Genomic DNA, 18905 nt, shown 5'->3' on the forward strand with positions numbered 1-18905 from the left:
CGGGCACCTCTTGCCATCACCCCCTGACGGCCCAGAGCGGGCACCATTCGGCTTGACGAACGTAGATTACGCTGCGTAACCTCACAGTGAGTTACCAGACACGGGGCAGTCGGGAAGAGGCTGTCGCACGTCGATACAGCGTCCGGGGAGCTTTATGTCCAGCGAATACGCCAAACAGCTCGGGGCCAAGCTCCGCGCCATCCGCACCCAGCAGGGCCTCTCCCTCCATGGTGTCGAGGAGAAGTCGCAGGGTCGCTGGAAGGCCGTCGTCGTCGGCTCGTACGAGCGCGGCGACCGTGCCGTGACCGTGCAGCGCCTTGCCGAGCTGGCCGACTTCTACGGTGTGCCCGTGCAGGAGCTGCTGCCCGGCACCACGCCCGGCGGTGCCGCCGAGCCCCCGCCGAAGCTGGTCCTGGACCTGGAGCGGCTCGCCCACGTCCCGGCCGAGAAGGCGGGCCCGCTGCAGCGCTATGCCGCCACCATCCAGAGCCAGCGCGGCGACTACAACGGCAAGGTGCTCTCGATCCGCCAGGACGACCTGCGCACCCTCGCCGTCATCTACGACCAGTCGCCCTCGGTGCTCACCGAGCAGCTGATCAGCTGGGGTGTCCTCGACGCCGACGCGCGCCGCGCCGTGCAGCACGAAGACGCCTAGAGCCGTTCTTTTTGGATGACAAACCGCCGTGGGGCGGGAAACCCGGCCGGGTTTCCCGCCCCACGGCGGTTGTGCGTTATGAGCGCCGAATGCTCGGCTTCAGCTCCTTGAAACGGCCCAGCAGGCCGTTGACAAAGGCCGGCGAGTCGTCGGTGGAGAACTCCTTGGCGAGCTGCACCGCCTCGTCGATCGCCACCGCGTCCGGGGTCTCGTCCTCCCAGATCAGCTCGTACGCGCCGAGCCGGACGATGTTCCGGTCCGCGGCGGGCATCCGGTCCAGGTCCCAGTCGACCGCGTAGGTGGCGATCAGCTCGTCGATCCGCGCGACGTGGTCCGCGTACCCCTCGACGAGCCGGATCGTGTACGGGTTGACCGACGGCTGCCGGTCGTCGGACCGGGCCAGCCGGATCCAGTCCGCGAGGACGTTCACCGCGGTGGAGCCGCGCTGCTCGGCCTCGAAGATGATCTGGAAGGCGCGCTTACGTGCCTTGCTGCGGGCGGACACGGTTAGCTGCTCACCCGGCCGAGGTAATCGCCGGTACGCGTGTCGACCTTGATCTTCTCGCCGGTGGTGACGAACAGCGGGACCTGGATCTCGTAGCCGGTCTCCAGCTTGGCGGGCTTGGTGCCACCGGTGGAGCGGTCGCCCTGGACACCCGGGTCGGTGTGCTCGATGATCAGCTCGACGGCGGCCGGGAGCTCGACGTAGAGCACCTCGCCCTCGTGCGTGGCGACGGTGGCCTCGAAGCCCTCGATCAGGAAGTTCGCGGCGTCGCCGACGGCCTTCCGGTCGATCATCAGCTGGTCGAAGTCCTTCATGTCCATGAAGACGAAGTAGTCGCCGTCCATGTACGAGAACTGCATGTCGCGGCGGTCAACGGTGGCCGTCTCGACCTTCACGCCGGCGTTGAAGGTCTTGTCGACGACCTTGCCGGAGAGCACGTTCTTCAGCTTCGTACGGACGAAGGCGGGGCCCTTGCCGGGCTTGACGTGCTGGAACTCGACGACGGACCAGAGCTGGCCGCCTTCGAGCTTGAGCACCATGCCGTTCTTGAGGTCGTTCGTGGATGCCACGGTTGCGGTATCTCCTGGGCTGGTGGAACCAGAAAGTGCGGTGCGCCCGGCTAGAGCGCGAGCAGCTCTTTGGTCGTAATGGTGAGTAGCTCGGGTCCGCCGTCCGCCTCGGGGCGGACGACGAGCGTGTCATCGATCCGGACGCCGCCCCGTCCCGGGAGGTGAACTCCCGGGGCCACGGTGACCGGCACGCAAGCGTCCAGTTTACCCATTGCCGACGGTGCCAGCCGAGGGTCCTCGTCGTTTTCGAGTCCCACGCCGTGGCCGATACGCGGGCCGACCCGCTCCCCGTGACCCGCGGCCTCCAGCACGACGCGTGCCGCGCGGTCCACGTCGCGGTAGGCCGCCCCCGGGGCCAGGGCCTCCCGGCCCGCCCGCTGAGCGGCGAAGACCTGCTCGTACAGCTCGATCTGCCAGTCCGCGGGAGAGGACCCGATCACAAACGTACGAGCGATCTCACTGCGGTATCCACGATAGTCCGCCCCCAGGCACACACTGAGGAAATCGCCCTCCTCCACCCGCCGGTCGGTCGGTACATGACCGGCGCGCCCCGAGTTCGGGCCGGCCCCCACCGAGGTGGGGAAGGCCGCCGCGTCCGCGCCGTGGTCGATCAGCCGGCGCTCCAGCTCCAGCGCGAGATGACGCTCCGTGCGCCCCACGAGTATGGACTCCAGCAGCTCGCCCAGGGCCTGGTCGGCGATCTCGGCGGCTATGCGCAGGTGCGAGATCTCCTCGTCGTCCTTGACCACCCGCTGCTGCTCCACGGCCGTGCCGAGGTCGTCCAGACGCATCCGGGGGGCGACCGAGCCCACCGCCCGGTGCCGGGCCACGGTCAGGTGGTGCTCCTCCAGGGCCAGCGAGCGCGCCCCGGCCTCCGCCGCCCGCTCGGCACCCGCCACGGCCGGATCGCCCTCCGGGTTCGGCAGCACCACGACGCCCAGGTCGTCGGCGGGCCGGCCGGCGCCCGTGGGGTCCGCGAAGGGGTCCTCCGCGCACACGAGCACATCGCGGCCGGGCCCCAGGAGGAGCACCGCGCCACCGGGCGCGCCGCCCGACAGATAGCGGACGTTGGCGTCCCCGGAGACCAGGGCGGCCTCGCTGCCGGCCGCCTCGCACCGCTCGCGCAGCCGTGCGCGCCGTGCCGCGTACACCTCGGACATGCTTCCGAGCGTACGTTCGGCGGTGGCTTCCGGCCTTTCCAGCGCCTCCTACCGGGGAGTCACCAGGAGGTGAGGGCGCGGGCGACGACCTCGTCCAGGAGCCGGGCCGTGGTGGCGACGTCCTGCTGGGAATTGTCGATGATGGGCAGCCCCGAGCCGTACCAGCCGGCCATCCGGCCGTGGATCCGGGCCACCTCCTCGTCGCTCAGACGGCGGTTGCCGCTGCGCTCGGCGTTGCGCTCCAGGACGACCTCCAGGCCCGGCAGCAGCACCACCGGCAGCAGGCCGGGGCCCACATGGCGCTTCCAGCCGCCGAGGCCGACGACGGGCCGGTCGGGGAAGACGGCGTCGTCGAGGATGCAGGAGATGCCGTTGGCGAGGAAGTTACGGGCGGCGAAGCCGCAGGTGCGGCGGGCGAGGCGGTACTGCGCCTCGGAGTGGTCGTTCCAGCCGGACTGCGGGTCCGCGAAGCCGGAGCGCACCCATTCGCGCACGTCGTCGAGGCTGATGTGGGCGGTGGGCACCCGGCGGGTGTCCGCCCAGTGCCGGGCCACGGTGGTCTTGCCGGCCCCGGCCGGGCCGATGAGCAGCACCGCGACGGCGGCGGTCGAGGCGTCGGCGACGGCCGCCGCCTGCGGGAAGTGCCCGGTGGCCTCCGGCCCGGGAGGGGGCACGGGCGGCATCGGCGGGTGGGGCGGGGGCATCGGCGGGCCCACTGGGTACTGCATCCGGTGGCACTCCGTCTCGGTACGGGCGACTGGCCAGACGGGAGAGTACCGGAGAGTAAGCACCCCCCGGCGACTCCCCCGGCCACCGCACGGGAAACGGCCGGCTCAGCCCGCGAGTTCCTCGGCCAGCGCGCGCAGCGCCAGGCGGTAGGAGCCGATGCCGAACCCCGCCACCGTGCCGCTGGCGACCGCCGCGATGACGGAGGTGTGGCGGAAGGCCTCCCGGGCGTACGGGTTGGAGATGTGCACCTCGATCAGCGGCGCCGTGCGCTGCGCCGCCGCGTCGCGCATCGCGTACGAATAGTGCGTGAACGCCCCGGGGTTGATGACGACGGGCAGCGAACCGTCGGCGGCCTCGTGCAGCCAGCGCACCATCTCGCCCTCGTCGTTGGTCTCCCGCACCTCCACGGCGAGCCCGAGCTCGGCGCCCAGCTCCGCGCAGGCCTTGACCAGGCCCTGGTAGGAGGTCGAGCCGTAGACGTCGGGCTCGCGGGAGCCGAGCCGGCCCAGGTTGGGGCCGTTCAGCACCAGGACACGACGCCCGCTCATGCCGCGATCTCGGCGTGGGCGGCCAGCAGCATCGCCGGGTCCGGGCCCTCCAGGACGGTGGGCTTGGCCAGGCCGTCCAGGACGATGAAGCGCAGCCGGTCGCCGCGGGTCTTCTTGTCGACCTTCATGGTCTCCAGCAGCTTGGGCCACTGGTCGCCGCGGTAGGTGACGGGCAGGCCCACCGCCTGCAGGACCGTGCGGTGCCGGTCGGCGGTGGCGTCGTCCAGGCGGCCGGCGATCCGGCCGAGCTCGGCGGCGAAGACCATGCCGACGGCGACGGCCGCGCCGTGCCGCCAGTTGTAGCGCTCGTTCTTCTCGATGGCGTGGGCGAGCGTGTGACCGTAGTTGAGGATCTCGCGCGGGCCCGACTCCTTGAGGTCCGAGGAGACGACCTCCGCCTTGACCCGGATCGAGCGCTCGATCAGCTCCGCGGTGTGCGGTCCGGCGGGCGTACGGGCCGCCTCGGGGTCCGCCTCGATGAGCTCCAGGATGGCCGGGTCGGCGATGAAGCCCGCCTTGATGATCTCGGCGAGGCCGCTGACGTAGTCGTGGACCGGCAGCGACTCCAGCGCGGCCAGGTCGCACAGCACGCCGGCCGGCGGGTGGAAGGCGCCGACGAGGTTCTTGCCCTCGGCGGTGTTGATGCCGGTCTTGCCGCCGACGGCCGCGTCGACCATCGCCAGCACCGTGGTGGGCACCGCGATCCAGCGCACCCCGCGCAGCCAGGTGGCGGCGACGAAGCCGGCCAGGTCGGTGGTGGCGCCGCCGCCGACGCCGACGATGACGTCGGTGCGGGTGAAGTTCGACTGGCCCAGGGCCTTCCAGCAGTAGGCGGCGACCTCGGCGGTCTTGGCCTCCTCCGCGTTGGGCACCTGGATGGCGATGGCCTCGTAGCCCTGGGCGGCCAGGTCCTCGCGGACGGCCTCGCCGGTCTCGGCCAGCGCCTCGGGGTGCAGCACGGCCACGCGCCGGGCCTTGGTGCCGATCAGGCCGGGCAGCTCGCCCAGCAGCTGGCGCCCGACCAGGACCTCGTACGGCGCGGTGCCCGCGCTGCCGGCGACCTGGATGCGGGTGGGGGCGTCGGTCATGCGTTCCTCACTGCGTGGTGTCCGGTGTGTGGGCCCGGGGCAGGTCCAGCGCCTCCATCACGGCGTCGGCTACCTGGGCCGGGGTGCGGCCGCCGGTGGTGACGACGGCGCGGGCGACCTCGGTGTAGAGCGGGCGGCGCGCCTCCATCAGCTCGCGCCACCGCTTGCGGGGGTTGACGGCGAGCAGCGGGCGGGGGGCGTCCAGGCCCACCCGGTGGACGGCGTCGGCGAGCTCGACGTCCAGGAAGACCACGGGCAGGCCCCCGAGCAGGGCGCGGGTGTCCGGGTCCATGACGGCGCCGCCGCCGAGGGCGAGCACACCGGGGTGCTCCGCCACGGCGGCGGCCACGGCCTGCCGCTCCAGCTCGCGGAAGTACGGCTCGCCCTCGTCGATGAAGATCTCCGGGATGGGCTTGCCGGCCGTCCGCTCGATGTCGGCGTCGGTGTCGCGGTAGCCGGTGCCCAGCCGCTCGGCGAGCAGGGCACCGATGGTGGACTTGCCCGCGCCGGGCGGGCCCACCAGGACTGCGACCGGCGGGGTCACCTGATGGCCAGGTTCTCGAGGTAGCTCTGGACGTTGCGGCGGGTCTCGGCGACGCTGTCGCCGCCGAACTTCTCCACCACCGCGTCGGCGAGGACGAGGGCCACCATGGCCTCGGCGACGATGCCGGCCGCGGGGACGGCGCAGACGTCGGAGCGCTGGTGGTGGGCCTGGGCGGCCTCGCCGGTGACGACGTCCACGGTGGCCAGGGCGCGCGGCACGGTCGCGATCGGCTTCATGGCGGCGCGCACGCGCAGCAGCTCACCGGTCGTCAGACCGCCCTCGGTGCCGCCGGAGCGGCCGGAGGTGCGGCGGATGCCGTCCTCGGTGGCCACGATCTCGTCGTGCGCCTTGGAGCCGGGCACCCGGGCGAGCTCGAAGCCGTCGCCGACCTCGACGCCCTTGATGGCCTGAATGCCCATCAGGGCCGCGGCCAGACGGGCGTCCAGGCGGCGGTCCCAGTGCACGTGGGAGCCGAGACCGACGGGCACGCCGTAGGCCAGGACCTCGACGACGCCGCCGAGGGTGTCGCCGTCCTTGTGGGCCTGGTCGATCTCGGCGACCATCGCCTTGCTGGCGTCGGCGTCCAGGCAGCGCACCGGGTCGGCGTCGAGCTTCTCGACGTCGGAGGGCTGGGGAACGACGCCGTAGGGGGCCTTGGCAGCCGCGAGCTCCACGACGTGGGAGACGATCTCGATGCCGGCGGTCTCCTTGAGGAAGGAGCGCGCGACGGCGCCGAGCGCCACGCGGGCGGCGGTCTCACGGGCGGAGGCGCGCTCGAGAACAGGACGAGCCTCGTCGAAACCGTACTTCTGCATGCCGGCAAGGTCCGCGTGACCGGGCCGGGGGCGGGTCAGCGGGGCGTTACGAGCCAGATCGGCCAGCTCGTCCGGGTCCACCGGGTCGGCCGCCATGACCTTCTCCCACTTGGGCCACTCGGTGTTGCCGACCATGACCGCGACCGGGGAGCCCATCGTCAGGCCGTGCCGCACACCGCCGAGGAAGGTCACCTCGTCGCGCTCGAACTTCATGCGCGCACCGCGCCCATAGCCGAGGCGTCGCCGGGCAAGGTGGTCCGCCACCATCTCCGTGGTGATCGGCACGCCGGCGGGAAGGCCCTCCAGCGTCGCGACGAGTGCGGGGCCGTGCGACTCCCCCGCGGTCAGCCAGCGCAACCTGCTCAATGGTGCTCCTCAGTAGCCTTGGCCATGCGAAATGCTCACCCCGATCCTCCCACGCCGTGGGCGGGTTCCCGGCGGCCGGTCCAGCTTGTGGACCGACCGGCTCAGGTTGTGGGAAGCATCCCGGCGTGTCAGCGGGTGCGCGCCGCCAGCGCCGCCTCGCCCGCCGCGCGCATCGCGGCCAGTGGGCCCGGGACGCGGCCGGTCATCCGCTCGACCTGGAGGACCGCCTGGTGCACCAGCAGGTCCAGGCCGCCCAGGACGGTGCCGCCGTGTGCGGCCCAGGCGGCGGCCAGCGGGGTGGGCCACGGCTCGTAGAGCACGTCGAAGAGCGTGCCGGGGTGCTCGGGGACCTCGCCCGCCAGGGCGTCCGTGGCACCGGCCGGGGTGGTGGCGATCACCAGGGGCGCGGTCAGCGCCTCGGCCGCCCGGGACCAGTCGGCGGTGCGGACGGACACGCCGAGCCGTTCGCCCCAGCCGCGCATCTCGGCGGCCCGCTCGGCGCTGCGTACATAGGCGGTGACCTCGCCGTCGCAGATCCGGGCGAGCGCGGCCAGCGCGGAGGAGGCGGTGGCTCCGGCGCCGAGGACGGCGGCGGCCTCCACCTTCTCCACGCCCCGCTCGCGCAGCGCGGCGGCGATGCCGGGGATGTCGGTGTTGTCGCCGAGGCGGCGGCCGTCCTCGGTGAGCAGGACGGTGTTGACGGCCTCCACGGACCGGGCCGTGTCGCTGACCTCGTCCAGCAGCGGGATCACCGCGCGCTTGAGCGGCATGGTCAGCGAGAGCCCGGCCCAGCTGCCGTCGAGGCCGTCGAGGAAGCCCGGCAGGGCGGCCTCGGCGACCTCGAAGCGGTCGTACGTCCACTCGTCCAGGCCCAGGTCCGCGTAGGCGGCCCGGTGCAGCACGGGCGAGAGGGAGTGGGCGATCGGGGAACCGAGCACCGCCGCGCGCCGGCGGTGCCGCGTCGGGCCGGTCATTGCGTCTTCCGGCTCTTGTTGAACTCGTCCACGAGCTTCTGGTGCTCCTGCAGGTTCTTGGTGAACGTCGTCTTCTCGTTGATGGAGACGAAGTAGTACCAGTCGCCCGGCTCGGGATCCATGGCCGCCCTGAGCGCCTCGGCGCCCGGGTTGCCGATGGGGCCCGGGGGCAGGCCCTTGTAGAAGTACGTGTTGTAGCGGTCGTCGAAGGCGCGGAGCTGCTTGGGACTGAGGTCCAGCTTGCTCTGGTTCTTCAGGTAGTTGTAGGTCGAGTCGAACTCCAGCTTGCCGTTCGTCTCGGTGTTGGTGGGCTTGAGGCGGTTGTAGACGACCCGCGACATCTTGCGGAAGTCGTCGTGCGTCATGCCCTCGGCGTTGACCAGGCTCGCCACGGTGATCAGCTGGAGCGGGGACTTCAGGCCCAGTTCCCTGGCCTTGCCCTCCAGGTCCTGCTTGGCGTAGTTCTCCTTGGCCCGCGCCACCATCTGCCGGAGGATGGCCTCCGGCTTGGTGCCCTTGCCCGCGCTGTACTGCGAGGGGTAGAGGAAGCCCTCGAGCGGGTCCTTGATGTTGGGGTCGCTGTTGGCCCACTCGGGCAACCCGAGGTTCTTCGCCTGGTTCCTGGCGACGTCCTTGGTGGTGCCCGCCGGGAGCCCCAGCTTCTCGTCGATCGCACCGTAGATCTGCACGGCCCGCCGGCCCTCGGCGATGGTCAGGAAGTTCGCGGCGTTGGTCATCATCTCGACGGCCGCGGCGCCCGACATCTCCTTGCGCAGGGTATAGGTGCCGGCCTGGATGGACTTGCCCTTGGGGTTCTTGCCCGCGGCCTCGGTGAAGGCGCCGACGCTCTTGACCACGCCGGCCTGCTGCAGGACCTCACCCATTTTGGTGAGGCTGGAGTTCTTGGGGATCTCCACCTGCACCTCGCCGGAGCCCTCGCCCTCGTAGTCGGGCGCGGCGCCGAAATGGGTCTGCCAGTAGTCGTAGGCGAGGTATCCGCCGCCGCCCACGCCACCGACGAGCACGACGGCGACCAGCAGGCAGGCGGTGCCGCTGCGGCGCTTGGGCTTCTTCTCCCTGTCCTTGCCCTTGCCGCGCCGGTCACGGCCGCGGCCGCGCTCCTCGCGCGGTTCGGGCTCGTCCGCCTCCGGTTCGGCGGTGGCCGGCACGGGGTCGTCGAAGAGGGAGATCTTCTCCTCGACGGAGTCGGACTCCATCGTCGCCTGCGACCGCGGGACCTGATGCTGCCCGGTGTGGTGCGGACCGACCTGGTGCTGCCCGGTGTCGTGCTGCCCGACCTGGTGCTGACCCGTGTCGTGCTGCCCGACGTAGTGCCGGCCCGTGTCGTGCGGGCCGGTCCGGTGCTGGCCGGTCTGCTGCTCGGTGTACGGGGTCTGCTGCTGGCCCGGGTAGCCGTGGTTGCCGGTGTCGTACTCGTAGTAGTCCGACGGGCCGCCGCCCGCGTATCCGCCGTTGTGGCCGGCGTACTGGCCGCCGGGGTTGCCGCCGGCGTACTGGCCGGAACCCCCCGCGTTCTGCGAGGGATCCCAGCCGTACTGCTGCTGTCCGGGATAGTGCTGCTGCTGGCCGTAGGAGGGCTGCGACTGCTGCGGCTGCTGCGTGTACTGCTGCCCGTCGTATCCCCGGTCCCCGTACAGAGGGTCCTCGGGATGCCACGGTTGGGAGCCGGAACCCCGGCCATACTCAGTCATCTATCCCCTAGAGCCGCACAGCGGCAGCCAGTGCGCCCGGTGAAGCGCGAAAGTCCGACGTCTGGTCCTGCCCGGCAGACATTCGAACAGCTGCCATGTCGCGCGGAACGTTACCGTATTGCGATCAGATGACCACTTCGACGGCCTCGCCCGGGGGACGGCCGGAGACCTTCTCGATCTCCAGGGCGTTCTGCAGGATGACCACGGCGGCCGCCTGGTCGACCACGGAACGGCCCTTCTTCGAGCTGACCCCGGAGGCGCGCAGCCCCTGTGCGGCCGTGACGGTCGTCATGCGCTCGTCGACGAGCCGGACCGGGACCGGGGCGATCCTGCGGGCCATCTCCTTGGCGAAGGTGCGCACCTTCGCCGCGGCCGGCCCCTCTCCTCCCTTGAGGGAGCGGGGCAGGCCGACGACGACCTCGACGGGCTCGTACTCCGCCACGATCGCCGCGAGCCGCTTGTGGGCCTGCGGTATGTCGCGTCCGGGGACGGTCTCGACCGGGGTGGCGAGGATCCCGTCGGGGTCGCACGACGCGACCCCGATACGGGCGTCCCCGACGTCCACGGCGATGCGCCTGCCTCGTCGCACGGCGCTCAGGCCCCGGCCACGAGGCGCTCGACGGCGGCCATGGCCTCGTCGACGGCGTCGGGGTTCTGGCCGCCGCCCTGGGCGACGTCCGGCTTGCCGCCGCCACCGCCGCCGAGGGTCTTGGCCGCGGCGCGGACCAGGTCGCCGGCCTTCAGGCCGCGCTCGCGGGCGGCCTCGTTGGTGGCGATGACGGTCAGCGGGCGGCCGCCCGCCACGGTGAACAGGGCGACGACGGCCGGGCGGCCGCCGTTGATGCGCCCGCGCACGTCCAGGACGAGCTTGCGCAGGTCGTCGGCGCCGGTGCCGTCCGGCACCCGGCCGACGGCCAGGGCGACGCCGTGGACGTCCTTGGCGCCCTCGGCCAGGCCCGCGGCGGCCTGCAGGACCTTCTCGGCGCGGTAGCGCTCGATCTCCTTCTCGGCGTCCTTGAGCTTGGCGAGCATGCCGGAGATCTTCTCCGGGAGCTCCTCCGGACGGCCCTTGACCAGCTCGGTGAGCTGGGCGACGACCGTGTGCTCCTTGGCCAGGAAGTTGTAGGCGTCGGCGCCGACCAGGGCCTCGACGCGGCGCACGCCGGAGCCGATCGAGGACTCGCCGAGCAGCTTCACCAGGCCCAGCTGGGCGGTGTTGGCGACGTGCGTGCCGCCGCACAGCTCCTTGGAGAAGTCGCCGATGGTCACCACGCGCACGCGCTCGCCGTACTTCTCGCCGAACTCGGCGATGGCGCCGGCCTTCTTGGCCTCGTCCAGGCTCATGACCTCGGCCTGGACCTCCAGCTCGCGGGAGAGGACCTCGTTGATCCGCTGCTCGACGTCGGTGAGGACCGAGCCCGGCACGGCGGCCGGCGAGCCGAAGTCGAAGCGGAAGCGGCCGGGGGAGTTCTCCGAGCCGGCCTGGGCGGCCGTCGGACCCAGGGCGTCGCGCAGCGCCTGGTGGGTGAGGTGGGTGGCGCTGTGGGCGCGGGCGATGGCCCGGCGGCGCGTGACGTCGATGGCGGCGTAGGCGGACGCGCCGACGGTCACCTCGCCGACCTGGACGACGCCCTTGTGGACGTGCACGCCGGGCACCGGCTTCTGCACGTCGCGGACCTCGATGACGGCGCCGCTGTCGAGGCGGATGCGGCCGGTGTCGGCGAGCTGGCCGCCGCCCTCGGCGTAGAAGGGGGTGCGGTCGAGGACGACCTCGACCTCGTCGCCCTCGGTGGCGGCGGGCGAGGGCACACCGTCGACGAGCAGGCCGACGACAGTCGACTCGCCCTCGGTGGTGGTGTAGCCGGTGAAGTCGGTGGCGCCGGAGGTGTCGGCGACCTCGCGGTAGGCGGAGAGATCGGCGTGGCCGGTCTTCTTGGCCTTGGCGTCGGCCTTGGCGCGCTCCCGCTGCTCCTTCATCAGGCGGCGGAAGCCGTCCTCGTCCACGCTCAGGCCCTGCTCGGCGGCCATCTCGAGGGTGAGGTCGATCGGGAAGCCCCAGGTGTCGTGGAGCAGGAACGCCTTGTCGCCGGAGAGGACGGTGCCGCCGGCGGCCTTGGTCTCGGTGACAGCGGTGTCGAGGATGTTGGTGCCGCCCTTGAGGGCCTTGAGGAAGGCGGCCTCCTCGGCGAGGGCGACGGTCTCGATGCGCCGGCGGTCCGTGAGCAGCTCGGGGTACTGCTGGCCCATCGTGCGGATGACGACGTCCAGCAGCTCGGCCACGACCGGGCCGGTGGCGCCGAGCAGGCGCATGTTGCGGACGGCGCGGCGCATGATGCGGCGCAGCACGTAGCCGCGGCCCTCGTTGCCGGGGGTGACGCCGTCACCGATGAGCATGGTGGACGTGCGCATGTGGTCGGCGACCACGCGCAGCGCGACGTCGGAGTCCTTGCCGGCCCCGTAGCGGACGCCGGTGAGCTCGGTGGCCTTGTCGATCACGACGCGCAGGGTGTCGGTCTCGTACATGTTCTGCACGCCCTGCAGGATCATCGCCAGGCGCTCGAGGCCGAGGCCGGTGTCGATGTTCTTGCTGGGCAGGTCGCCGAGGATCGGGAAGTCCTCCTTGCCCTCGCCGGCGCCGCGCTCGTACTGCATGAAGACCAGGTTCCAGATCTCCACGTAGCGCTCGTCGTTGACGGCGGGGCCGCCCTCGATGCCGAACTCCGGGCCGCGGTCGTAGTTGATCTCGGAGCACGGTCCGCAGGGGCCGGGCACGCCCATGGACCAGTAGTTCTCCTTCTTGCCCAGGCGCTGGATGCGCTGGGCGGGCACGCCGATCACGTCGCGCCAGATGCGCTCGGCCTCGTCGTCGTCGAGGTAGACGGTGATCCAGAGCTTCTCCGGCTCCAGGCCGTAGCCGCCGTCCGCCACGGGAGTCGTCAGCAGCTCCCAGGCGTACTTGATGGCGCCTTCCTTGAAGTAGTCGCCGAAGGAGAAGTTGCCGCACATCTGGAAGAACGTGCCGTGCCGGGTGGTCTTGCCGACCTCCTCGATGTCCGGGGTGCGGACGCACTTCTGCACGCTGGTGGCGCGCGGGAAGGGCGGCTTGACCTCGCCGAGGAAGTAGGGCTTGAACGGGACCATGCCCGCGGGGACCAGGAGCAGGGTCGGGTCGTCCGCGATGAGCGACGCCGAGGGGACGACGGTGTGCCCGCGCTCCTCGAAGAAGCGCAGCCAGCGGCGGCGGATTTCAGCCGACTCCATCAGTGGTCCTCTTTCCGGGTGAACGAGTTGTAGGTGTGGTGCTGTTCGAGAGCGACGAGGCGGCGCTGCTCGGGGAGGGCGTGCCGCTCGGGCTCGGGCGGCGCGGCGTTCAGGCCGAGCGCGTCCTTGAGCGCCGCTTCCCGGTGTGCCATGCCGTCGCGGACGTCCAGCGCGAAGAGCTTGACCTTGCGGCCGGCGATGACCGCGCGGTCGGCCGCCTGCAGGGCCAGGCTCTCCGGGGTGAGCTTGGCGAGCTTCCGGTTGACCTTGGTGGTGGCCCAGACACCGGCTGCTACACCGGTGGTGAACCAGAATGTGCGGCGGAACATTTCGGGGTCAGCCCTTCCCACGGGTGCGGCGGCCGCCGAACCGGGCGGACGGCAGGTTCTTGGCGACGGTCTTGCCGACGAAGACGGTGCTCTCCCGTACGGGCTCCGCCTTGCGGCCCATCGCGCGCCGGACGCCGTAGCCGAACGCGGCGACCTTGACCAGGGGCCCGCCGAAGGCGGAGGAGACGGTCGAGGAGAGCGCGGAGGCGTTCGCCGTGACTTCCTGGACGTCGGCGGTGATCGAGTCGACTCGGGCGAGCTGGGTGTTCGCGGAGCGGACGGTCGCGGAGGCGTCGGCCAGCAGCGGCACGGCCTGCTCGGTGACCTCGGCGACCAGCCTGGTGGCCGCCTTCAGGGTCTGCGCGAGCCGTACCAGCACCAGGGCGACGAAGGACACCAGGATCGCCCAGAAGACGGCCACGAGGATCCCGGCCACCTCTCCACCGGACACGCTGCACCGCTCCCTAGCTGTAGTTTCGCTTGAACGTCGGGTATCGACCTTATCGCGCCGGGCCTCTTCGCCCGTACCGCATTACCGCTCCGTACGGCACTGGTGTACGGGCACGGACGTACGGGCGCGCGGGCCCGGAAACGCGCGAGCCCGCCGGCCCGCCGGCCACGGGGGCAGGCGGGACGACGGGCTGTGCGCAGGAGAGTGCTACGGCCGGTCTTAGCGGGCGTAGTACTCGACGACGAGCTGCTCGTCGCAGATGACCGGGATCTCCTTGCGGTTCGGCTCGCGGTCCAGGCGGAAGGCCAGCGCACCCAGGTTGACCTGGAGGTAGCGCGGGGTCTCGCCCTCGGCGGCGAAGCCACCGGCGCGGGCCGTCTCGAAGAGGGCCTTGGAGCGGCTGCGCTCGCGGACCATCACGACGTCGTTCGGGCGAACGCGGAAGGACGGCTTGTCGACCTTGCCACCGTTGACCTCGATGTGGCCGTGGACGACCATCTGGCGGGCCTGGTAGATGGTGCGGGCGATGCCCGAACGCAGAACCAGGGCGTCGAGGCGACGCTCGAGCTCGACGACCAGCGCCTCGCCCGTCTTGCCCTCGGCCTTCTTGGCGCGGTCGTAGGCGCGGGCCATCTGGCGCTCGCTGATGTCGTACTGGGCGCGCAGACGCTGCTTCTCGAGCAGACGGACCTTGTAGTCCGAGTTCTGCTTGCGGCCGCGGCCGTGCTCGCCCGGCGGGTAGGGACGGGCCTCGAAGTACTTGACGGCCTTCGGCGTCAGCGCAATGCCGAGCGCACGGGACTTCTTGACCTTGGGACGCGACTGGTTAGGCACGTTCTCCAGACCTCCGTTGTAAGTTAGGTTAGGCTTACCTTACTCAAGGAGATCGCATGTCTCGTCCGGGGAACACCAGTCACATCACGGACAGCGCAAAGGAGGCCGACGCCGCCACTGAGGGCGTCGACACGACGGAGGTCCGATCAGATCGTGGTCAGCCGCGTCCCAGCGGACTTGAAATCGCACGGATGCCGTCAGCAGCCGAGCGCACACGAACTCTCGTACAGAGTACATGCTCCGCGGTACTGCTGATTCCCGGGCTGGACAGCGCCTGTCCCGACCAGCTGATGCCGGAGGTGCGCACGGTGGGCCCGGACGGCGAGGTCTTCCTCGTCCTGCCCGCCGATTCCCCGGCCGTACGCGCCGCCACCCACGCCCAGGACGACGAGCTGGCCGCGGTGCTGGAGCTCACCGATGTGGCGCCCGTCTCGGTGCCCAACCGCATCCGGGGCCGGGCCTGGCTGTCGGGCTGGCTGACCTGCGTGCCCGGCGTCGCCGAGGCCGGGCGGATGCTGCTGCGCCTGGAACTGGGCGAGATCAGCGTCGACGACCTGTGGGGCGCGGAGAGCGTGGAGCCCGAGGAGTTCGCCAGGGCCGCCCCCGACCCCCTCGTCTGCCACGAGGCGGAGCTGCTGCAGCACCTGCACTCCGGGCACGGCGACCAGGTGCGCGGCCTGAGCTCGCTGCTGGGCGAGCGCGAGGCCGCCGCCCGCGACGACTACGCCCAGGCGGTGCCGGTGGCCCTGGACCGCTTCGGGCTGCGCGTGCGCTTCACCCGCCGCCACGGCGGCGGCACCCCGGCGGACCGCTCCTTCGACGCCCGCTTCGAGTTCCCCCGGCCGGTACGGGACATCGTCGGCCTGCGCGCGGAGATGCACCGCCTCTTCGAGGCGGCGATGGACTGAGCGACGGACTAGTCCCGCTCCGGCTTCTCGCCGCGCAGTCGTTCCCGGACCCGCTCCACCACGTCCGCGTAGCGCGCCTCGGCGCCGTAGCGCGTCGGCTCGTAGTACCGCTTGCCGTGGACGGAATCCGGGGCGTACTGCTGCGCGGCGATGCCGCCGGGCACGTCGTGCGGGTAGACGTAGCCCTGGCCGTGCCCCAGCTTCCCGGCGCCCTTGTAGTGACTGTCGCGCAGGTGGGCGGGGACGGGACCGGCCAGCCCCGCGCGCACGTCCGCCAGGGCGGCGTCGATCGCGAGGTAGGCGGCGTTGGACTTGGGGGCCAGCGCCAGCGCCACCGCGACCTGGCCCAGGACGATCCGCGCCTCGGGGAACCCGATCAGCGCCACCGCCTGCGCGCCGGCGACCGCCGTCTGCAGCGCGATGGGGTCGGCCAGGCCGACATCCTCACTGGCGGAGATCATCAGCCGCCGGGCGATGAAGCGGGGGTCCTCCCCCGCCTCGATCATCCGGGCCAGGTAGTGCAGGGTGGCGTCCACGTCCGAGCCCCGGATGGACTTGATCAGCGCGCTGGCCACGTCGTAGTGCTGGTCGCCGTCGCGGTCGTACTTCACCGCGGCCCGGTCGACGACCTCCTCCAGCGTCTCCAGGGTGATCTCGCCCTCGCCCTTGGCGATGGCCGCCCCGGCGCCCGCCTCCAGGGCGGTCAGCGCCCGGCGGGCGTCGCCGCCCGCGATGCGCAGCAGGTGCGCCTCGGCGTCCTCGGGGAGCGTGACCGCGCCGCCCAGGCCCCGCTCGTCGGTGAGGGCGCGGTGGACCAGGGCGCGCAGGTCGTCGTCGGTCAGCGCCTGCAGGGTCAGCAGCAGGGAGCGTGAGAGCAGCGGCGAGATGACCGAGAAGTAGGGGTTCTCCGTGGTGGCCGCGACGAGGGTGACCCAGCGGTTCTCCACGGCCGGCAGCAGGGAGTCCTGCTGGGCCTTGCTGAAGCGGTGGATCTCGTCCAGGAAGAGGACGGTCTCCTTGCCGTAGCCGCCGGAGGCGCGGCGGGCGCCGTCGATGACGGCCCGCACCTCCTTGACCCCGGCGGTGATCGCGGACAGCTCCACGAAGCGCTTGTTGGTGGCCTGGCTGACCACATAGGCCAGCGTGGTCTTGCCGATGCCGGGCGGGCCCCAAAGGATCACCGAGGAGGGCCCGGCGGGACCGCCGCCGCCCTCGCCCACCAGGCGGCGCAGCGGCGAGCCGGGCTTGAGCAGATGGCCCTGCCCGACGACCTCGTCGAGGGTACGGGGGCGCATCCGGACGGCCAGCGGACTGCTCGCCGGATCCTTCTCCTGGCGGTCCTCTGCGGCGGCGGTGAACAGATCGGGCTCCACGTTCGAAACCCTATGCCACAGCACTGACAACGCCGCCGGACCCGGAGGTCCGACGGCGTCGGTCGAGCGGTACCGCGGGGACGGTCAGGCCGTGCCGCCGGTCCAGAACCACCACCACTTGGTGAGGATCAGCATGCCGATGACGCCGATCCACAGCACCGGCACCACCCAGTGGAACTCCAGCAGCCCCCGCTTGAGGCCCTCGGGCGCGGGGATGAAGCCGTGCCGGAGGTTCTGGACGGTGACGTACCAGAACATGACGATGGTGGCGACCCAGGCCAGGCAGCACCACAGGCACAGCGACCCGATCACGTACAGCGACTGGTACTGCAGCCAGGTGCAGAACGCGACGCCGAAGAGGCAGCCGGCCTCCATGCCCAGCCAGTACCAGCGGCGGTAGCGGGCGCCGGCCAGCAGGGCCAGGCCGATCGCGACGATCGCGCCGTAGGCGACCAGGCCGAGCATCGGGTTGGGGAACCCGAAGGCCTTGGCCTGGGCGCTCTCCATGATGTTGCCGCAGGAGACGATGGGGTTGAGGCTGCACCCGGGGGTGAACGTCTTGCCCTCGACCTTGGCCTCGAGGATCTTCAACTTGTCGATCGTGATGACCCAGGAGGCCAGCAGTCCCGCGGCACCGGTGATCACCAGCAGCCATGCGAACGCACGGCTGCCGCCCACCGCACCCGTGGCGCGGCCGTCCCGTTCCACGTCATCGGTGTCGGAGCGGTCCAGTGCCGAAGTCGTCATAGTGCTGTCGATCCCATCAGTAGGCCGTTGTCGCCCATTCTGCACCAGCGGCCTGTGAATCAGCCCTGGGCCGAACGGACTTCACTCACGACGGTGTCGAGGGCCACGGCCTTCTGCTCGCCGCTCTCGAGGTCCTTGAGCTGCACCACGTCGTCGGCCAGGTCCCGCTCGCCCGCCACGAGCGCGAAACGCGCGCCGGAGCGGTTGGCCGACTTCATGGCGTTCTTCAGGCCCTTCCCGCCGAAGGCGAAGTCCGTCGCGACGCCGGCCCGGCGCAGCTCGGTCACCACGCCGAACAGCACGCGGCGGGCCTCCTCGCCCAGCGGCACCGCGAAGACCTGGGTGGCGGCGGGCAGGTCCAGCTCGATGCCCTCGGCCTTGAGGGCCAGCACCGTGCGGTCCACGCCGAGCGCCCAGCCGACGGACGGCAGCGCGGGGCCGCCGATCATCTCGGAGAGGCCGTCGTAGCGGCCGCCGCCGCCGACCGCGGACTGCGAGCCCAGGCCGTCGTGGACGAACTCGAAGGTGGTGCGGGTGTAGTAGTCCAGGCCGCGGACCAGCTTCTCGTCGTCCTCGAAGGCGATGCCGGCCGCGGTCAGCAGCTCGCGCACCCGCTCGTGGTACTCCTTGCACGCCTCGCACAGGTGGTCGCGGAGCATGGGGGCGCCGACGAGCTGCTGCTGCACGGCCTCGCGCTTGTCGTCCAGGACGCGCAGCGGGTTGATCTCGATGCGGCGGCGGGTGTCCTCGTCCAGCTCGAGGCCGCGCAGGAAGTCCTGCAGCGCGGCCCGGTAGGCGGGGCGGCACTCCTTGTCACCGAGCGAGTTCAGCAGCAGGCGGAAGTTCTTCAGGCCCAGCGACTTGTAGGCGTCGACGGCCAGGATGATCAGCTCGGCGTCCAGCGCCGGGTCCTCCGCGCCGATGGCCTCGGCGCCGACCTGCGAGAAGTGGCGGTAGCGGCCCTTCTGCGGGCGCTCGTAGCGGTAGTACGAGCCGGAGTACCAGAGCTTGACGGGCAGGTTGCCGGCCTTGTGGAGGTTGGCCTCGAGGGCCGCGCGCAGCACGGAGGCGGTGCCCTCGGGGCGCAGGGCGAGCCGCTCGCTGCCCTCGCTGCGCTGGGTGAGGGTGTACATCTCCTTGGTCACGATGTCGGTGGACTCGCCGACGCCGCGGGAGAACAGCTCGACCTGCTCGAAGCCGGGGGTCTCGACGTAGCCGTAGCCGGCCCGCTTGAGCGGCGCGGAGATGGCCTCGCGGACGGCCAGGTAGACCGCCGAGTCCGGCGGGATCAGGTCGTAGGTGCCCCGGGGGGCCTTGAAGGTGCTCACGGAACTTTC

At 71.6% G+C, this 18905-nt stretch carries 20 protein-coding genes; 2 read left to right on the forward strand and 18 right to left on the reverse strand.

Annotation, left to right across the window (positions count from 1 at the left end; genetic code table 11):
* The first annotated feature begins 154 nt into the window (after positions 1 to 154).
* On the forward strand, positions 155 to 655 hold the full coding sequence (gene bldD, locus ACIG36_RS22280; protein WP_004948690.1) for a transcriptional regulator BldD: 501 nt from the start codon (positions 155 to 157) through the stop codon (positions 653 to 655).
* A 76-nt stretch (positions 656 to 731) separates the two neighbouring features.
* Here bldD and nusB read toward each other — a convergent pair whose 3' ends face one another.
* The 15 genes from nusB to rpsD all read right to left on the reverse strand — a co-directional run bounded on the left by nusB (position 732) and on the right by rpsD (position 14540).
* On the reverse strand, positions 732 to 1160 hold the full coding sequence (nusB, locus tag ACIG36_RS22285) for a transcription antitermination factor NusB (RefSeq protein WP_399930443.1): 429 nt from the start codon (positions 1158 to 1160) through the stop codon (positions 732 to 734).
* Between the two features lie 2 nt (positions 1161 to 1162).
* Positions 1163 to 1729 carry an elongation factor P gene (gene efp, locus ACIG36_RS22290; protein ID WP_399930446.1) on the reverse strand — a complete coding sequence of 189 codons (567 nt, stop codon included), beginning with the start codon at positions 1727 to 1729 and terminating at the stop codon, positions 1163 to 1165.
* Positions 1730 to 1779: 50 nt separating this feature from the next.
* Positions 1780 to 2889, reverse strand: coding sequence for a M24 family metallopeptidase (locus tag ACIG36_RS22295; protein WP_399930448.1), 1110 nt, complete (start codon positions 2887 to 2889; stop codon positions 1780 to 1782).
* A gap of 59 nt (positions 2890 to 2948) precedes the next feature.
* A complete protein-coding gene (locus tag ACIG36_RS22300; protein WP_399930451.1) occupies positions 2949 to 3617 on the reverse strand; it encodes an AAA family ATPase in 669 nt (222 codons plus the stop codon).
* Positions 3618 to 3722: 105 nt separating this feature from the next.
* Complete coding sequence (gene aroQ / locus ACIG36_RS22305; protein WP_399930454.1) at positions 3723 to 4166, reverse strand: type II 3-dehydroquinate dehydratase; 444 nt, start codon at positions 4164 to 4166, stop codon at positions 3723 to 3725.
* A complete protein-coding gene (gene aroB / locus ACIG36_RS22310) occupies positions 4163 to 5254 on the reverse strand; it encodes a 3-dehydroquinate synthase (RefSeq protein WP_399930457.1) in 1092 nt (363 codons plus the stop codon). The genes aroQ and aroB overlap by 4 nt, the downstream gene beginning before the upstream one ends.
* A 7-nt stretch (positions 5255 to 5261) precedes the next feature.
* Positions 5262 to 5798: a shikimate kinase gene (locus tag ACIG36_RS22315; protein ID WP_399930460.1), complete on the reverse strand. Its 537-nt coding sequence runs from the start codon at positions 5796 to 5798 to the stop codon at positions 5262 to 5264.
* A complete protein-coding gene (aroC, locus tag ACIG36_RS22320) occupies positions 5795 to 6979 on the reverse strand; it encodes a chorismate synthase (protein WP_399930463.1) in 1185 nt (394 codons plus the stop codon). Before aroC ends, ACIG36_RS22315 begins: the two co-directional genes overlap by 4 nt.
* A gap of 128 nt (positions 6980 to 7107) precedes the next feature.
* Entirely contained in the window at positions 7108 to 7953 is an 846-nt protein-coding gene (locus tag ACIG36_RS22325) for a shikimate dehydrogenase (protein ID WP_399930466.1), read from the reverse strand.
* Positions 7950 to 9665, reverse strand: a complete 1716-nt coding sequence (gene mltG, locus ACIG36_RS22330; protein WP_399930469.1) for an endolytic transglycosylase MltG — start codon at positions 9663 to 9665, stop codon at positions 7950 to 7952. The genes ACIG36_RS22325 and mltG overlap by 4 nt, the downstream gene beginning before the upstream one ends.
* Positions 9666 to 9789: 124 nt before the next feature.
* On the reverse strand, positions 9790 to 10263 hold the full coding sequence (gene ruvX, locus ACIG36_RS22335; RefSeq protein WP_399931205.1) for a Holliday junction resolvase RuvX: 474 nt from the start codon (positions 10261 to 10263) through the stop codon (positions 9790 to 9792).
* Positions 10260 to 12926: an alanine--tRNA ligase gene (alaS, locus tag ACIG36_RS22340; RefSeq protein ID WP_399930473.1), complete on the reverse strand. Its 2667-nt coding sequence runs from the start codon at positions 12924 to 12926 to the stop codon at positions 10260 to 10262. The genes ruvX and alaS overlap by 4 nt, the downstream gene beginning before the upstream one ends.
* Positions 12926 to 13255, reverse strand: a complete 330-nt coding sequence (locus ACIG36_RS22345; RefSeq protein WP_399930476.1) for a DUF6167 family protein — start codon at positions 13253 to 13255, stop codon at positions 12926 to 12928. Before ACIG36_RS22345 ends, alaS begins: the two co-directional genes overlap by 1 nt.
* 7 nt (positions 13256 to 13262) lie before the next feature.
* Complete coding sequence (locus ACIG36_RS22350; RefSeq protein WP_399930478.1) at positions 13263 to 13706, reverse strand: DUF948 domain-containing protein; 444 nt, start codon at positions 13704 to 13706, stop codon at positions 13263 to 13265.
* 219 nt (positions 13707 to 13925) lie between these two features.
* Positions 13926 to 14540 carry a 30S ribosomal protein S4 gene (rpsD, locus tag ACIG36_RS22355; protein ID WP_399930481.1) on the reverse strand — a complete coding sequence of 205 codons (615 nt, stop codon included), beginning with the start codon at positions 14538 to 14540 and terminating at the stop codon, positions 13926 to 13928.
* A gap of 191 nt (positions 14541 to 14731) precedes the next feature.
* Between rpsD and ACIG36_RS22360 the strand changes: the two genes are divergently transcribed.
* Positions 14732 to 15448: a DUF2470 domain-containing protein gene (locus ACIG36_RS22360; protein WP_399930484.1), complete on the forward strand. Its 717-nt coding sequence runs from the start codon at positions 14732 to 14734 to the stop codon at positions 15446 to 15448.
* 8 nt (positions 15449 to 15456) lie between these two features.
* Here ACIG36_RS22360 and ACIG36_RS22365 read toward each other — a convergent pair whose 3' ends face one another.
* From ACIG36_RS22365 to hisS, 3 genes are all read right to left on the reverse strand, one after another.
* Complete coding sequence (locus ACIG36_RS22365; protein WP_399930487.1) at positions 15457 to 16821, reverse strand: replication-associated recombination protein A; 1365 nt, start codon at positions 16819 to 16821, stop codon at positions 15457 to 15459.
* A gap of 84 nt (positions 16822 to 16905) precedes the next feature.
* Entirely contained in the window at positions 16906 to 17568 is a 663-nt protein-coding gene (locus ACIG36_RS22370; protein ID WP_399930490.1) for a vitamin K epoxide reductase family protein, read from the reverse strand.
* A 59-nt stretch (positions 17569 to 17627) separates the two neighbouring features.
* Positions 17628 to 18896 carry a histidine--tRNA ligase gene (hisS, locus tag ACIG36_RS22375; protein WP_399930492.1) on the reverse strand — a complete coding sequence of 423 codons (1269 nt, stop codon included), beginning with the start codon at positions 18894 to 18896 and terminating at the stop codon, positions 17628 to 17630.
* Positions 18897 to 18905 lie beyond the last annotated feature (9 nt).

The sequence above is a fragment of the Streptomyces sp. NPDC053048 genome, from assembly GCF_044547045.1.
Classification (GTDB): domain Bacteria; phylum Actinomycetota; class Actinomycetes; order Streptomycetales; family Streptomycetaceae; genus Streptomyces.

What these genes read in the sequence shown, in the direction of transcription:
- bldD (WP_004948690.1), top strand. Translation starts at nt 155, where the DNA reads ATGTCCAGCGAATACGCCAAACAGCTCGGGGCCAAGCTCCGCGCCATC.
- ACIG36_RS22295 (WP_399930448.1), bottom strand. Translation starts at nt 2,889, where the DNA reads ATGTCCGAGGTGTACGCGGCACGGCGCGCACGGCTGCGCGAGCGGTGC.
- ACIG36_RS22300 (WP_399930451.1), bottom strand. Translation starts at nt 3,617, where the DNA reads ATGCAGTACCCAGTGGGCCCGCCGATGCCCCCGCCCCACCCGCCGATG.
- aroQ (WP_399930454.1), bottom strand. Translation starts at nt 4,166, where the DNA reads ATGAGCGGGCGTCGTGTCCTGGTGCTGAACGGCCCCAACCTGGGCCGG.
- aroB (WP_399930457.1), bottom strand. Translation starts at nt 5,254, where the DNA reads ATGACCGACGCCCCCACCCGCATCCAGGTCGCCGGCAGCGCGGGCACC.
- ACIG36_RS22325 (WP_399930466.1), bottom strand. Translation starts at nt 7,953, where the DNA reads ATGACCGGCCCGACGCGGCACCGCCGGCGCGCGGCGGTGCTCGGTTCC.
- mltG (WP_399930469.1), bottom strand. Translation starts at nt 9,665, where the DNA reads ATGACTGAGTATGGCCGGGGTTCCGGCTCCCAACCGTGGCATCCCGAG.
- alaS (WP_399930473.1), bottom strand. Translation starts at nt 12,926, where the DNA reads ATGGAGTCGGCTGAAATCCGCCGCCGCTGGCTGCGCTTCTTCGAGGAG.
- ACIG36_RS22345 (WP_399930476.1), bottom strand. Translation starts at nt 13,255, where the DNA reads ATGTTCCGCCGCACATTCTGGTTCACCACCGGTGTAGCAGCCGGTGTC.
- ACIG36_RS22360 (WP_399930484.1), top strand. Translation starts at nt 14,732, where the DNA reads ATGCCGTCAGCAGCCGAGCGCACACGAACTCTCGTACAGAGTACATGC.
- ACIG36_RS22370 (WP_399930490.1), bottom strand. Translation starts at nt 17,568, where the DNA reads ATGACGACTTCGGCACTGGACCGCTCCGACACCGATGACGTGGAACGG.